General features: G+C 61.4%; 12 protein-coding genes. 3 read left to right on the top strand and 9 right to left on the bottom strand.

Annotated elements, in window-relative coordinates:
- Positions 1–174: 174 nt before the first annotated feature.
- Together ACB032_RS18855 and ACB032_RS18850 are read right to left on the bottom strand one after the other, a co-directional pair.
- Positions 175–843: an HAD family hydrolase gene (locus tag ACB032_RS18855; protein ID WP_371138543.1), complete on the bottom strand. Its 669-nt coding sequence runs from the start codon at positions 841–843 to the stop codon at positions 175–177.
- Positions 840–1499: a TIGR01621 family pseudouridine synthase gene (locus tag ACB032_RS18850; protein ID WP_039214567.1), complete on the bottom strand. Its 660-nt coding sequence runs from the start codon at positions 1497–1499 to the stop codon at positions 840–842. Before ACB032_RS18850 ends, ACB032_RS18855 begins: the two co-directional genes overlap by 4 nt.
- An 86-nt stretch (positions 1500–1585) precedes the next feature.
- On the opposite strand from ACB032_RS18850, the gene ACB032_RS18845 reads away from it, so the two are divergent.
- Positions 1586–3169: an ABC transporter substrate-binding protein gene (locus ACB032_RS18845; protein WP_371138542.1), complete on the top strand. Its 1584-nt coding sequence runs from the start codon at positions 1586–1588 to the stop codon at positions 3167–3169.
- Between the two features lie 68 nt (positions 3170–3237).
- Here ACB032_RS18845 and ACB032_RS18840 read toward each other — a convergent pair whose 3' ends face one another.
- The 4 genes from ACB032_RS18840 to ACB032_RS18825 form a co-directional block, all read right to left on the bottom strand.
- Positions 3238–4791 carry a PAS domain-containing methyl-accepting chemotaxis protein gene (locus ACB032_RS18840; protein ID WP_017408049.1) on the bottom strand — a complete coding sequence of 518 codons (1554 nt, stop codon included), beginning with the start codon at positions 4789–4791 and terminating at the stop codon, positions 3238–3240.
- Positions 4792–4948: 157 nt separating this feature from the next.
- A complete protein-coding gene (locus ACB032_RS18835) occupies positions 4949–5635 on the bottom strand; it encodes an AcvB/VirJ family lysyl-phosphatidylglycerol hydrolase (protein ID WP_371138541.1) in 687 nt (228 codons plus the stop codon).
- 9 nt (positions 5636–5644) lie between these two features.
- Positions 5645–8194 (bottom strand): bifunctional lysylphosphatidylglycerol flippase/synthetase MprF, encoded by a 2550-nt coding sequence (mprF, locus tag ACB032_RS18830; protein WP_371138540.1) that lies wholly within the window; start codon positions 8192–8194, stop codon positions 5645–5647.
- 477 nt (positions 8195–8671) lie between these two features.
- Complete coding sequence (locus ACB032_RS18825) at positions 8672–10297, bottom strand: MCR-3-related phosphoethanolamine--lipid A transferase (RefSeq protein WP_371138539.1); 1626 nt, start codon at positions 10295–10297, stop codon at positions 8672–8674.
- 381 nt (positions 10298–10678) lie between these two features.
- On the opposite strand from ACB032_RS18825, the gene ACB032_RS18820 reads away from it, so the two are divergent.
- Together ACB032_RS18820 and ACB032_RS18815 are read left to right on the top strand one after the other, a co-directional pair.
- Positions 10679–11458 (top strand): hypothetical protein, encoded by a 780-nt coding sequence (locus ACB032_RS18820; protein WP_371138538.1) that lies wholly within the window; start codon positions 10679–10681, stop codon positions 11456–11458.
- A gap of 85 nt (positions 11459–11543) precedes the next feature.
- Positions 11544–12743: an MFS transporter gene (locus ACB032_RS18815; protein WP_371138537.1), complete on the top strand. Its 1200-nt coding sequence runs from the start codon at positions 11544–11546 to the stop codon at positions 12741–12743.
- Between the two features lie 211 nt (positions 12744–12954).
- On the opposite strand, the gene ACB032_RS18810 is transcribed toward ACB032_RS18815, so the two are convergent.
- Genes ACB032_RS18810 through sctJ form a run of 3 tightly spaced genes read right to left on the bottom strand, consistent with a single transcriptional unit; the run spans position 12955 to position 14932 of the window.
- A complete protein-coding gene (locus ACB032_RS18810; RefSeq protein WP_029300209.1) occupies positions 12955–13590 on the bottom strand; it encodes an HrpE/YscL family type III secretion apparatus protein in 636 nt (211 codons plus the stop codon).
- Complete coding sequence (locus ACB032_RS18805; protein WP_254199958.1) at positions 13569–14195, bottom strand: Yop proteins translocation protein K; 627 nt, start codon at positions 14193–14195, stop codon at positions 13569–13571. The genes ACB032_RS18810 and ACB032_RS18805 overlap by 22 nt, the downstream gene beginning before the upstream one ends.
- Positions 14195–14932, bottom strand: coding sequence for a type III secretion system inner membrane ring lipoprotein SctJ (sctJ, locus tag ACB032_RS18800; protein WP_269382400.1), 738 nt, complete (start codon positions 14930–14932; stop codon positions 14195–14197). Before sctJ ends, ACB032_RS18805 begins: the two co-directional genes overlap by 1 nt.
- Positions 14933–14936: the final 4 nt, after the last annotated feature.

Genomic DNA, 14936 nt, shown 5'->3' with positions numbered 1-14936 from the left:
CACCGGCATTGTTAACAACTTGTTTCATTAGAGGTGGCGGCGCGGTGGAAGAGAAGAGGCGGCGTTCAGATAGTTTGCCGGGGGGGATGGCCAAAAGATGTAAATAGATTGTGACATTGAGGCCGCAGCCTTGTGGCGCGCTCGGTGGCGCCCCGCAAGGCTGTCAGCTTTGCCTTACAGGGACCAGTATCTGGGCTCGATGCGGGGCAATGCCTGCTGCGCCTGTTGCAGCCGCGCCGGGGTGGGGTTGATGAGCCAGGCCGCCTGCCCCTCTGCCAGCAGCGGCAAGTCGTGCAGGCTGTCGCTCAGGGCCAGGGTGGCGCCGAGGGCGTGGATCCCGGGCAGGATCTTGTGACGGCCGTGGCAGTAAAAACGCGGCATCAGACCGCCGACGCGATAGTGCATCCGCGAACCCAGAATGCGATGAGGCAGATGGCCGGGCAGTTGCTGATGGAGCTGGCCCCGCACCAGGGCGCGAGGGCTGGCAGAGAGCACCCAGCAGCGCTGCCCTTCGGCCAGCAGCAGGGCGCGCGCCTCGCGAAACAGCCCAGGCCGGGTGCGGCAGTAGGCTCGCACCAGGCGGCGCCACCCCAGCGGCGACAGCCCGAGGGTGATGGCCCACCAGATCAGTGAAATGCCGCGCCGGCGCTGGCTTGGCAGCAGATAGACCAGCCCGCCCAGCGCCATCACCGGCCACAGCAGCAGCGGCCAGATGCGACGACGCAGGATGAAACGCAGCAGCCCGGCATGGCTGTCATCCGGCGCCAGGGTGTCGTCAAAATCCGCCAGGATCCAGCCGCTGGCGGGCAGATCCGGCACGCCTGGCACTGTCACCCCCTTCATTCGGCCAGCCCCGCGATGGCGGCGTGCAACTCGGGCAGCACAAACAGCGTGCCTTCGTCGGGCGGGCAGACGAAGTCGAACGCCTCCCCCGCCAGGGTGAACGCGAGGCGCCAGGCGTGCAGATAGCCGCGATCGGCCGCCGTGCCGCCGTAGCGCTCATCGCCGAGGATGGGCGCCCCCACGCTCTTCAAGGCCACCCGGATCTGGTGGGTCTTGCCGGTTCTAGGCTTGATCCGGTAGAGCCGCAAGCCCTCGCGCACCGAGATGGAGTCGAACCAGCTGATGGCCGGGTTGTCCTGGCTGCGCGCCAGCATCCAGCTGCCGCCCCGTCCCTTCTGCATGTCCCCCTTCACCCAGCCCTGCTTCTTCTTGGGCTTGCGATCGGAGAGGGCCAGATACTGCTTGCTCACTTCCCGCGCGGCAAAGGCCATGCTGAGGGCCCGGTTGGCCTCGGTGGTGCGCGCCAAGAGCACCAGCCCGGAGGTCATCTTGTCGAGCCGATGCACCGGATAGAGCAGCAGACCGGTGTCGGCCTTGACCCGACTGACCAGGCCCGGATGGAGCAGACCGGCCTCGTCGGTCTCGTCATGCATGCCGAGCCCGGGCCCCTTGTTGATAACCATGAAATCTTTGTGCTGCGCTAGTATCCGGTACATCAATAACCCTTTAGAATGTTTTTAATTACAAGAACATGACCCTGCGGGGTCGCACCCCATGAACACTCAGAACAAGACTCGCACGGATGAAGAGATACCTGCTTTGGCTGCTGTTGATTGGCATCAGTCATGCTGTTCCCTTGCGGGCCAGCGAATCCACCCTTGAGGCACCGGAGCGGGTCGTACTCCAGCTGCGCTGGCTGCATCAGCCCCAGTTCGTTGGCTATCACATGGCCAAGGCCAAGGGCTTTTATGCCAGTGCCGGGCTGGACGTCGAGATACGGCCCGGCGGCAAGGACATCAGCCCGGTAGAAGAGGTGCTGAGCGGGCGGGCCGACTTCGGGGTCGGCAACACCGAGGTGCTCACCAGCTACGCCAGCGGCCAGCCGCTGTTGGCGCTGGCCAGCGTCTATCAGCACTCCCCGTCCATCTTTCTGGCTCGCCGTGACAGCGGCATTCTCACCGTTGACGACATGCGTGGCAAACGGATCATGATGTTTTCGGCCCATCAGGACGCCGAACTGCTGGCCACTCTCTTCTATCAGGGGCTCAATGAGCACCAGCTCATCCCGCTGCCCACTTCGGTCAACATCGAGGATCTCATCGAGGGCCGGGTCGATATCTTCAACGCCTACCTCAGCAACGAGCCCTTCTATCTGGAGGAGCGCGGCATCCCCGTCTCCGTCATCAATCCGCGCAACTACGGCATCGATTTCTACAGCGACATCCTGTTCACCACCCAGGCACAGGAGCGCGCCCATCCGGATCGGGTGGCCCGGTTTCGGGCCGCAAGCCTGGCGGGCTGGCGCTACTCCCTCGCCCACCCGCAGGAGGCCATCGCCCTGCTGCGCAAGGAGTATGGCGTCAACCGCAGTCAGGCCCACATGGAGTACGAGCTGCAGGTGAGCAAGGAGATGATCCAGCCGCTCTATGTGGAGATCGGGTATATGAATCCCGATCGCATGACCCACATCATGCAGCAGTTGGTCGAGATCGGGCTGGTGTCCAAACCGGTCTCCTTACACGAGTTTCTCTATCAGGCCCCTTCCGAGCAGTGGATCTTCTGGCGTCCCTGGTTCCTGCTGAGCCTGGCGGCCTGCGTGCTGATCCTGCTGCTGGCCCTCTATCTATTGATGTGCAATCAGCGGCTCAATCGCGAGATTGCCCTGCGCCGCCAGCGGGAGGAGGAGATCTGGCAGCTCGCTCGCCGCGACCCGCTCACCGGCCTGCCCAACCGGCTGAGCCTGATGGAGCGGCTCGATGCCCAGATCAAGGGCCCAGCCCCCGGCTGCCTGCTGTTTTGCGATCTTGACGACTTCAAACAGGTCAACGACAACTTCGGCCACAGCCACGGCGATGCCCTCCTCTGCCAGCTGGCTGAGCGGATCAGCCGCAGCCTCGGGCCACAGCACTTCTTCGCCAGACTGGCCGGTGACGAGTTCGTGCTGCTGTTGCCGGGCCATGATCAGGCGCAGGCCGACGTCATCGCCGAGCAGATCAGGGCCACCATGCAGTCGCCGTTCGAGGTGGAAGGGGTCCCGCTGGCGGTCGGCATCAGCGTCGGCATTAGCCAGTACCAGCCGGGCTGGCGCGCCGAGCAGTGGCTCATCCAGGCCGACCGCGCCATGTACCACGACAAGGGGGCTCCGCTGGCGGATCCCCCAGGCTGATCCCAAGCCCCCGACAACAATAAGGCCACCCGCGGGTGGCCTTATTGTTGTATGGATGGCAGCGGCGGCTAACCGAAGGTCTGCCCCAGGGACTTGAGCTGTCTGGCCTTGGTCAGCAGGATCTCGCTCGACTCATCGACATCGTGCATCTTGCTGCTGTTGGCGTGGGAGTGCTGAGAGATGAGGTTGACGTTCTGGCTGATGTTTTCCACCACCGCCTGCTGCTCCTCCGCCGCCGCCGAGATCTGGGCCGAGAAGTCCATCACCAGCTCGATCTCCGTTAGTACCTGGTGCAGGCTGTCCGATCCCATCCGGGTCATCTCTACGCAGGCCTGGGTCTGTTGCAGGTTGTTCTGCATCATCCCCTTCCAGCCGTTCAGGGTGCGCTGGATCTGGCCGATGCTGCTCTGGATCTGTTCGGTCGCCTTGTGGGTGCGGGTAGACAGGGTACGCACCTCGTCCGCCACCACCGCAAAACCGCGCCCCTGTTCGCCGGCCCGGGCCGCCTCGATGGCGGCGTTGAGCGCCAGCAGGTTGGTCTGATCGGCAATGCCCTGAATTTCCCCCATCAGCACCCCGATGCGATCCGACTCGCTGGCCAGTGCCACCGCCGAGGCAAAGGCGTGCTCCGCCTCCTTCGCCAGATCGGTGATCTTGTGCTCGGTCTCGATCAACTGCTGATCCGTGTGCTGGCAGTGAGCCTTGGCTTCGGCAATCTGGCTGTTGGTATCCTGGATGTTGCGGGCGATCTCCTGGGCCGTGCTCGCCATCTCGGTGATGGCGGCCGCCATCTGCTGGGTCTGGGCATCCTGCTCGGCGATGTCCGAGCTGGCCTCGCTGGAGGCACTCTTCAGGTGCACCGCCAGATCCTGCAGGGCGTGAGTGGCATCATCCACCCGGCCGAGCACGGTGCGAATGCGGGCCTGCAGCAGCTTGATGTGGAAGTCGGCGATGGCGCTTGGCTCCTGGCCCGAGTAGATGAGCCGGGTCAGGCTGTCGTACTCGCCGGCCAGTTGCTGCAGGTAACGGGGGGTGGTGATGAGCTCATGGCGATAGAGCAGCCCCAGCAAGATCAGCGGCAGCGCCATGTAAAGCGCAGCCCAGCCGCCCAGTTGCACGGTGCCGAGCCAGCCCAGCGCCAGCAACCCGGCCACCGCGACCCCGTGGCGCAGCCGCGCCAGCGAAATCCTGGGCTTGCCACCGCCCTGCTCCGCCGCCCGCAGCCGCGCATAGGTGCGGGCTGCGATCTGCTTCATCTGCGGATCGGCACGGCAGCGCACCGACTGGTAGCCGCTGATCTTGCCCTGCTCGAAGATGGGGGTGACGTAGGCATCCACCCAGTAATAGCGACCATCCTGGCAGCGGTTCTTCACCATGCCGCGCCATGGCTGGCCCTGCTTGAGTTTGCCCCACAAGTCGGCAAATGCCGCCTTGGGCATGTCGGGATGGCGCACCATGTTGTGGTGCTGCCCCACCAGCTCGGCCCGGCTGTAACCGGCGACCCGGCAGAAGTTGTCATTGGCGTAGGTGATCACGCCCCGCAGATCCGTGGTGGACACCAGCTGTTCATCAGCTGCGAAATCCACTTCCTGATCAACAAGATGGCCTTTTTGTTCGCGCATGTAGCCCCCACTCTTACGTTGTTGCTCAGTAGAGTGTTGGGAAGCAATCAGCACCTGTAAAGGTCAATTCAAAAAGATTCTGACGAGCCGAGAACGGATCGGGCCGGCAGGAAATAATCATTGATTTAAATCAACATTTCCTGCCGACGCGCGATATTTATTGCAGTGAAAGATGGCTGGCAATGGTCTTGAACAGCACCGGATAGTCATCCTCGAAATGGTGCGAACCGGGCAGGGTCACAGTGGTCACGTTGGGCTGTTGCAGACGGGGACAGAGCCGCGCCGGCGAGTCGTCATCCGCCCCCTGCACGCAGAGCATCGGCAGGGTGTGGATGGCGTTGACCTCGGGCTGGGTGGGATAGCTGCCCGCCTTGTCGTGGGTCACCATGTCGCTGACGTGGATCTCGAAGTCGGAGGCGGTCGAGGGTGAGAGCATCACGGCCCCGATCAGGCTCTTGCGATAAGGTTCGGGCAACCGGTTGATGACGAAGGGCACTATCTCGGCACCGAAGGAGAAGCCCACCAGCAGCCAGCGCTGGCGCCCCCAGCGGGACTGGTAATCATCCAGGATCCGCACCAGGTCGGCGGTGACCTGCTGTGGATCCTTCTTCTTCCAGTAGTAGGTGAGCGAGCTCCAGCCCACCACCGGCATGCCGTGCTGCTGCAGCTGGGCGCTGAGCCCCTTGTCCAGCGCCGCCCAGCCGCCGTCACCGCTCATGAACACCACCATGGGGGCGCTTGAGGCTTGTGCCACCGGCAGCTCCACCAGCCCCAGCTCCTCTTTCACCGGCGCGGCAGAGAGCGAAAAGGCGCAGCACGCCAGCAGCAATAACAGGATTTTCATGGCCGACTCCTATTTTTTGATGAGCCCGAACGGGCCTCGGCTGATCAGGGATATCAGGTTGGTCAGCACCCTCGGCAGCACCAGCTTGCTGGTACAGAGCAGGTAGCGCGGCTCCCAGTCCGGCGAGAACTTCTCCTTGTAGCGTCTGAGTCCCTGAAAATTGTAGAAACGGCTGCCCCGGGTGAAGATGGTGTTGCCAAGCCGGGCCCAGTAGCCGCTCAGGGGGTGATCGTTGAAACCGGACATGGGCGCCATGCCGAGGTTGAAGCTGGTGTAGCCCTCGGCCTTGCCCCACAGCAGCAGCTCGACGAACAGGAAGTCCATGATGGGCGCCGTGCCCGTGTCCAGGCTGTAGCGCATCAGATCGATGGAGAGGCTCTCCTTGTTGTCGCTGACCCAGAGGTTGGCAAAACCGACGATCTGCCCCTCGTGACGCACCAGCGCGGCCGGGCTCAGGCTGAGGTAGGCGGGCTCAAAGCTGCCCACCGAGAAGCCCTTCTCCTTGCCTTGCTTGCTCTGCAGCCAGGTGTCTGACACCTCCTTGAGGCGCGGTAACAGTGCAGGCACGCATTCAGGCGCCACCACCTCGAACGACAACCCCTCCCGCTTGCCCTTGGCATGGCTCTGGCGCAGGTTGCGCAGCCGGCTGCCGGCCAGCTCGAAGGCCGCCAGATCGACGATGGCCTCCTCCCCCAGCTTGAACGGGATCAGGCCCAGCTCCAGATAGAGCGGCAGATAGCGGGCCGACACCTGGTAGAACACCGGGCTGGCATCGTGCTGGTCGCACAGCTCGCGAAACTGCCAGAGCAGCTCCTCGATAAGCTCAGGCTGACCGATGGGATCCCCCATTACGATCCAGCCATTGCCCTCGACGCCGTACATCAAAAATGCCTCGCCGCCGGGATGAAACAGCAGTGACTTGTCGCCAAGCTGGGCCAGGTAGCCATGACCGCCCCCCTCGCGCAGCACCAGGGCATGGGCGCGGGCCAGCTCCTCCGGCTCCGGCTTGCGCCCGGAGACCCGCAGCGGCGCCAGCAGCTGGGCCACCCCGACCACGGCCAGCACGGCCACCACGCTGCCCATGGCCCGCAGCCCGCGGGAGGCGGCGCCATGGGGCGAGAAGTGGAACCAGAGGGCGTGGTCATATTCCACCTGACGGTAGGAGAAGAGCAGCAGCCAGAGCGCCCCCAGCAGCACGGCCCCCACCGAGATGAGCCAGCCCGGAGTGAACTGGGCGTGCAGCAGGGAGCCCTTGCGATAGAACAGTGATCGGCAGGGAGTGATGATGAGCAGGAACAGCCCGAGCAGCAGGGCCGACTCCCAGTCGAACCCCTTGAGCAGGGAGAAGATCATCCCCAGCCCCAGCAGCAGCTGGGTGATGCGAAACGCCGCATCGTGGCGCCGGTAGAGGCTGCGGGCCAGCAGGATCAGCAGCACGCCGCTGACGCTGCCAAGCACATGGGAGAGCTCCAGCAGGTGCAGCGGCAATACCTGCAGGAACATCTCGATGCGCCCGCGCATGGTGGGGATCATCCCCGAGCAGAGCAGCAGGCTGCCCGCCGCGAACGCTCCCAGGCTGATCAGCGCCGGCAGGAACTCGCGTACCGCGGTCATGATGCCCTGCAACCGGCTCCAGCGCGCCTTCTGCTGCAGCAGCTCCTGGCTGGTGAACAGCAGCAGGGCGCACAGGAAGGGCAGCACGTAATAGATGCAGCGATAGAGCAGCAGGGAGGCCAAGAGCTTGTCCACTGGCAGGTATTTGGCCAGCAGCAGGCTCATGCTCGCCTCGAACACCCCGATCCCGCCGGGCACATGGGCCAGCACCCCGAGGAAGCTGGCCAGCACGAAGGCACTGAGCAGCACCGGATAGGAGACGCTGTCCGCCGGCAGCAGCACATAGAGCACGGCGGCGGCAGCCATCCAGTCCAGCAGCGCCACCAGCAGTTGCAGCAGCCGGGTTCTGAATACCGGCAACACCAGCTCGTGGCCACGCCAGACCAACGCAGGCTTTGGCCAGAACAGGTAGCCAAGCACCGCCAAGAGTGCCAGTCCACCCGCCACGTTGAGCAGCTGATCGGCCCACAGCGGCCAGTCCGGCAGCAAGGTGGTGGCCTGCCCCACCAGCAGGGCCGTGCCCCCCCAGGCCAGCAGGCCGAGGAAGAAGGTCACCGAGCAGAAGACGATGATCCTGGCCACCTCCCCGGTGCCGAGCCCCAGCGACGAGTAGATGCGATAGCGCACCGACGAGCCGGTCAGCAGGGCGAAACCCAGGGTGTTGGAGAAGGTGTAAGCGATGAACGAGGTAACCCCCACCTGCTGCCAGGGCAGCCGCTTGCCGAGGGCGTGCACCGCCAGCATGTCGTAGCAGCAGAGGCAAACATAGCTGAGCAGGGTCAACAACAGAGCACCGCCCAGCAGCGGCAGCGGCAAAGACCAGATGGCCAGCCGGATGTCGTGCCAGTGCCAGAGGTGAGTCAAACGATAGAGCACGGCCAGGGCCGCCCCCAACAACAACAAGCTACATAACGGGCCTAACCAGATAAACAGATGACGCCGCATTGCCGATCCCTACCGACGCGAGGCCATGGCCATGCGCGTCACGTTGCTGAACATGGCCACCCGCAGCGGGAAGCACAGACTGCACTCCTTCGCGCCTTGGCCTTCAAATAGATGTTTTATGGGCCGTGGGCGGCGAACAGTCGGCACTGATGACATGGCCAGTTTGGCCCTGGCTGCCCGGAAAATGCCCCCGCCCAGCATGGCATCCCACTTTATATCGACTTTTTTGCAAAAGACGAGCCTCGCCCCCGAAATAAAATTACTCAGCTGCTGGCAGATTAATTCGCCGCTTTCCCTGGAGGTCAGCTTCGCCACATCCCGTTGGCACACAGCACAATAAATGAGCAATGACATCATACACCAGATAACGCGGTTTACCCGACCCATCTGGTCAGGTTGGCAAGCCGCTCACGGGTCATCATCAGGCTGCGCCCAAATAAAAAGGGGAGCCAGGCTCCCCTTTATCTCAATATGGCGTTACTGCACGCTGCGACACTGGCTGAAGATATCCAGCTGCTGGTCATATACCGCCGTATTCACATCCCAGATCCCCAGCATGGACGAAAACAGGTTGTCGTGGGAATAACGGGTATTGGCTGCCTTTTGCTGCAGACAGTCGAGGTTCATTCCCTTCTCTTTGGAGAAACCGGGCGACATCCACACCTGCATGGGCACCCGGGTCTGATCATCCGGTGCAAATTTGTAAGGGGTGCCGTGCAGATAGAGCCCCAATGCCCCCAGTGACTCGCCATGGTCGGAAATATAGATCAGCGCCGTGTTGTATTTGTCTTCATATTTTTTCAGCCGTTCGATCATGCTGGCAATCACAAAATCGGTGTAGCGAATGGTGTTGTCGTAGGTATTCTCCAGCTCCTGATCGGTGCAGTTCTCGATATCGCTGCGCTGGCAATCCGGCAGGAAATGGCGATGCGACCCCGGATAACGCTTGTAATAGGTCGGGCCATGGCTGCCGATGAGGTGGAAGCCCACCAGCTTGTCCCCCTTCATGCCGGCCAGCTCGTCGTCCAGCCCCTCCAGTACCACCTCGTCATAGCAGGTGTTCTTGTCGCAGAACTTGGGGTGATCCTTGGGCTTGACCACCATGTTCGGCACCCGATCGCACACGCCCTTGCAGCCGCCGTCATTCTCCTTCCAGAAGATGGAGATACCGCTCTTTTGCAGCACATCCAGCAGCCCTTCGCTGTTGCGGGCCTGGTTGCCGTCGAACTGGTTGCGCCCCATGTTGGAGAACATGCAGGGTACCGAGACCGCCGTCGCCGTGCCGCAGGAGCGCACGTCGTTGAAGGAGATGATCCCCGCCTGCTTGCTGGTGAAGGGGTTGGTCTCCTTGTGATAGCCGTTCATGGAGAAGTTCTTGCCGCGCGCCGTCTCCCCCACCACCAGGAACATCATGGTCGGCTTCTCCTTGCTGGCCACCCGCTTGGCGTCGTCGCCCATGCGCTGGAACGGCACCGGCTCCGCCAGATAGCGTTTGTAGAGATACTTGGTGGTGCTGTACATGTAGTTGGCCGGCGTGATCTCCCGGTTCAGGGTCTGGTTGTTGCGCCCGACCGAGGCATAGTCCTGATAGTAGGCTGCGGCGACGAGCCCCAATACCGCCAGCGAGGCCAGCATGGAGAGCCCGCGCTGCAACAGGCCCTGATACCATTTGGCCGGATACTCTATCTTGACGAAGAACAGCAGTACCGCCGGCAGCACGCCGGCCAGCAATACCCAGACCACGATGGGTACGCTCAGGTAGGAGTAAGCCTCGCTCTGGTTGGTCTCAAAGATGTTCTGGATCATGTCGCCATCAAACAGCACCTTGTATTTCATCATGGTGTAGCTGGCAATGGCACCGGTGATAAACAGAAAGGCAAAGAAAGGCTTGATGAAATAACGCACAGAGAATGGCATGAATACAAAGTTCAATGCCGCTACCAATACGATGGGAATGGAGATGGCAAACCCGATTTTAAAATGCTCAAGCTGCGTCAATATCTCATAAAAATGCAGCAGGACTGGCCAGTTGAGCAAGAAGGCAAAGATAAATGCCAACAACAAAATAAATGGAACAATTCTTATTCTAAGAAAAGAAGGCATGCATATCTCCCTGTTACGCTTCTTTATTACACGTCGAAATAGCCGAACCAGAGTCGACACGCCGATATTTGGCGCCGGATAGTAACAGCGTGCTGAAAACACCAAATATACTATTTTCAAATATCTTCAATAATGTGTTGCATATCAACAAGCATCAGCAAACTGACAGCCTAGCCGACGATACTTAAGGAAAAATTAAGATACCCGTGTTATGCAACCGCTCAAAAAAACAGCCACGCATATACTACTCATCTTCCCGCCTGGCGCTCGCACCACTCTTTTTCAACACGGCCGCTCGTCCTTAAGTTTTGCTTAAGACTGCTCGGCGAGGCTGTTCCCTGACGAGTCCTCGTCACACGACAGATGCGAGAGAGGGTTAACATGCACAACAGCAACAGCGCAGCAATCAGCAAGGTGCCAGAGATCACCCTGGCATTCTGGGTCATCAAGATTCTGGCGACCACCTTGGGGGAGACGGGGGGTGACGCCGTATCCATGTCGATGGAACTCGGTTATCTGGTGAGCACGGCCATCTTTGCCGTGATTTTCTTCGTGTCGGTCAGCGCGCAGATCGCAGCGACCTCCTATAACCCCCTCCTTTACTGGACCACCATCATCGCCACCACCACGGTCGGCACCACCCTGGCAGACTTTGCCGATCGCTCGCTCGGGCTGGGTTATGCCGGTGGTTCCACCCTGCTGCTGGCCTTGCTGATGGGCTCCTTCCTGCTCTGGTATCGGCTGCAGGGCAGCATCTCCACCGGCAGCATTACCACCCCGCGCACCGAGCTGTTCTACTGGGTCACCATCATGTTCTCCCAGACGCTGGGCACCGCACTGGGTGACTGGACCGCAGACGAGGCCGGCTTTGGTTATGCAGGCAGTGCCGTGCTTTTCGGTGGCATGCTGGCCGCCATCGTGGCGACCTACTACCTGACCCGGGTGTCGCGGACCCTGCTGTTCTGGGCCGCCTTCATTCTGACCAGGCCGCTGGGAGCCGTGGTGGGGGATTTTCTGGACAAGCCGCTCAGCAAGGGCGGGCTGGAGCTGAGCCGTTACTCCGCCTCCTTCACCCTGCTGGCCGCCATCGCCACGCTGGTGCTGATCTCCACTCTGCGCAACCGGCAACTGGTTCGGGCTGAGATCGATATCGAACAGTAATCACGCAGCAAGCCAGCCCGGCCGCCTCTGGGTCGCCGGGCTGGCTATGCTCTGTGGGAACTGATGCTAGGCAAGGCTCCCCCCGATGACGACAGGCAACAGACAAGACTCGACCCCACCCTCCCGCCAGATCCCGCGCGGGGTCTGGGTACTGGGCTTCGTCAGCCTGCTGATGGACATCTCGTCCGAGATGATCCACAGCCTGCTGCCCCTGTTCATGGTGACCGTGCTCGGCAGCAGCGCCCTCACCATCGGGTTCATCGAAGGGATGGCGGAGGCCACGGCACTGATGGTCAAGGTCTTCTCCGGCACCTTGAGCGACTATCTGGGGAGACGAAAGGGGTTGGCCCTGCTGGGCTACGGGCTGGGAGCGCTGACCAAGCCGCTGTTCGCCATCGCCACTGGCAGCGGGTTGATACTGACTGCCCGCCTGCTGGACAGAATTGGCAAAGGCATTCGGGGCGCCCCCCGCGATGCGCTGGTGGCCGACCTTACCCCCCTTGAGCTGCGCGGTGCCGCCTTTGGCCTGCGCCAGTCCCTCGACACGGTCGGCGCCCTGCTGGGGCCACTGCTGGCCGTCGGATTGATGCTGCTCTGGCACGATGATTTTCGCGCCATCTTCTGGCTGGCGGTCATTCCTGGGCTGGCCTCGGTCGCCCTGCTCGCCATCGGCCTGCGTGAACCCAAAGAGAGCGACCGGCGCGAGCGACGCGACAGCCTGCGCCGGCTAGGTAAACCCTATCGCTGGGTGCTGCTGATCGGCGCCCTGTTTACCCTGGCCCGCTTCAGCGAAGCCTTTCTGGTGCTGCGTGCCCAGCAAAGCGGCATGGCGCTGGCGCTGGTGCCGCTGGTCATGGTGGCGATGAATCTGATCTATGCCCTCAGCGCCTACCCGTTCGGCCGCCTCTCGGATCGCATGAGTCACCGCACCCTGCTGATCTGGGGATTGCTGGTGCTGATTGCCGCCGACCTGGTGCTGGCGACCAGTACCCACTGGGGCGTGCTGCTGGCAGGGGTGATGCTATGGGGCATTCACATGGGAATGACCCAGGGGCTGCTGGCCGCCATGGTGGCCGCCACGGCCCCGGCGGATCTGCGCGGCAGCGCGTTTGGCTTCTTCAACCTCATCTGCGGCCTCGCCATGTTGCTGGCCAGCCTGCTGGCCGGCCTGCTGTGGGACCATCTGGGCCCCGCTTTCACCTTCTACGCCGGCGCCGCCTGCTGCCTGCTCACCTTGCTGGTACTCAATAAATACCAGCCGCCGATATCCACCACGGTGCCATGACCCGAATACACCGGCACCCGGATAGCAAAAAGCCCCCGGCAACCAAGTTGCCGGGGGCTTTTCTAAAGATGGCGGAGGCGCTCAACTCCATCATCAGCGGTGATTTTCAGACAAATAGATTGCTAGCCTGGACGGGGACCGCATCCTCTCTGCAACAGCGGCAGCAGAGTGACATATACTCTGTGGCGCAAATCGCCTGACATGGTACGAATTAATGAGCAGGATGGTCGCCCCGCTCAAGCGTCATGGAAATGGCCCGTGACAGTGCCTCCAGCTGACCATCCAGACTGGCATCAATGATCCCCACTTCGGTTTCCAGGATACACCCCCCCTGATCGAGCCGGGCATCGGCGGAAATATCCAGATAACCGATCTCCGGGAAATCCTTGTGTACCCTGGCGATTTGATCCCGTACCGCCGTGACTTGCTCAGGGTGCACCCGCACCGTGACCTGCTTCTGGTTGCTCACCAACGAGAGTGCCTCGCGCACAACCTTGAGGGTCAACGCAACCTGATCATAGTCATGCAGGATCTTGCGCACGGCCTGCAACACCACCTCGCTCATCTGCTGTTCTACAGTGCGATAGTACTCTTGGCACTGCAGTTGAGTCTGGTGGATCAACACCGCCTGTTCACGGCGAGCCTGCTCCATGCCAGCTTGCCAACCAAGCTCGCGCTGTTGCTCGTACACGGTACGAGCGTCCTGCACAATCTCGGCCGCCTGTTCCCTGGCCGCCTCAACCAGTGCCTGGGCACTCAGATAAGATTGGTAATCCTGACTGCGCAGGATCCGCTGACCAGGCTCCAGTTGTAGGTGTTCACTCTTTATTTCAACAAATGGCAGCATTGTGGTGTGACCTGTTTGGCGATTTTAAGACAGAGCGCCCGAGCCAGTGGCAACGACTCACTCGCCAGATGCCAGGATGGTACGGTGGATGATGGAGGAAGACGCAGGGCAAGCCTGCGAGCCCAGCCAGGTTCAACATTCCCTGCGGCTGCCAACCAGAATTGCAAGCCAGCCGCTTCCAGATAAGAGCCATTCAGTTCAAGCGGCAACGGCTGCTGCCAGCCTGCAGGCCAGGGGCCGATCAACAGATCAAGCTGGGACAGCAGATTCCTGTGCCCCTCTTCCCCCAACAAGCCGATGATATGGCGCAGCGTGCTCCCCTGCAGACAATGACGAATGGCCTCCCCATGCAACACGGCGCCAAGGTGTGACAAGGTACTCGCGAGCTCAGACTGGGGGAATAATGCCAAGCCGCCAAGGGATGAGGGCGACTCATAGGCAATGTCCAAGGCCAGCTCCTCAAGCAGCGCTTCATTAACGGCGGGGTGGGTACGCCAGTCAGGCAGTGCATCCTGCAGCCAGCGCCATGAATCGGGAAAATGGCCGTCATCAAGATAAGCTGCCGGACAGAAGCGCAATTGATAAGGTGTCAGGCCTACCGTCATCAACGACTCCGGCTCCGGTGCCACATGTACTGGGCCAGATTGGTGGTCACGACCAGCATCAACAACAGGGCAATCAGCCCTGCCAGCCGCCACTTCGACGACTCACTCACCTCGATGGAGAAGAGGCTGGTGTTTCGCGATACCAGAGGCATCTGGCGAATATCGGCCGAAGGTACCAGCACCACGCTGATCCGATCGTAAGCCAATCCTTCAATGCTGTTGTTGACCAGCTGCTTGATCTGCGGAATATAGCTGTCCAGCTGGATATCGGCGGCATGCTTGATGAAAACGGATGCCGAAGCGGGTAAGGGTTTCTTGCTGATCCCTTCATTGCCTTCAGGCAGCACCACATGTACTCTCGCGACCAATACGCCATCGATCTCCGAGAGGGTATGGGAAATTTCCTGGGCTTTGGCGTAGTTGAGCCTCGCCCGCTCTTCGGTAGGCGAAGAGATGAGACCATCCTTGGGAAATACATCCTGCAAGGTGGAGAAACTCTCCCGCGGATAGCCCTTGCGCTTGAGTGCCTCGATGGCTTGCGCTACATCGGACTCCTCCACCAACAACTTGATATTGCCATCCTTGTCCGGCTGCTTGTCTGAGGAGATCCCCTCGGTACGCAGCAACGCCAGCATTTCATTACCTTCTTTCTGACTGACTCCGGTATAGAGCTCCACTTTGCAGCCACCTAGCAGCAGTGAGGTGCACAACACCCCCATCAGCATCGATCTCTTCACACTA

The sequence above is a fragment of the Aeromonas sp. S5(2024) genome (genome assembly GCF_041403025.1).
In the GTDB taxonomy this organism is placed as follows: Bacteria; Pseudomonadota; Gammaproteobacteria; order Enterobacterales; family Aeromonadaceae; genus Aeromonas; species Aeromonas hydrophila.
The sequence above is the reverse complement of the archived record's forward strand: the minus strand, read 5'-3'. Positions and strand labels throughout refer to the sequence as shown.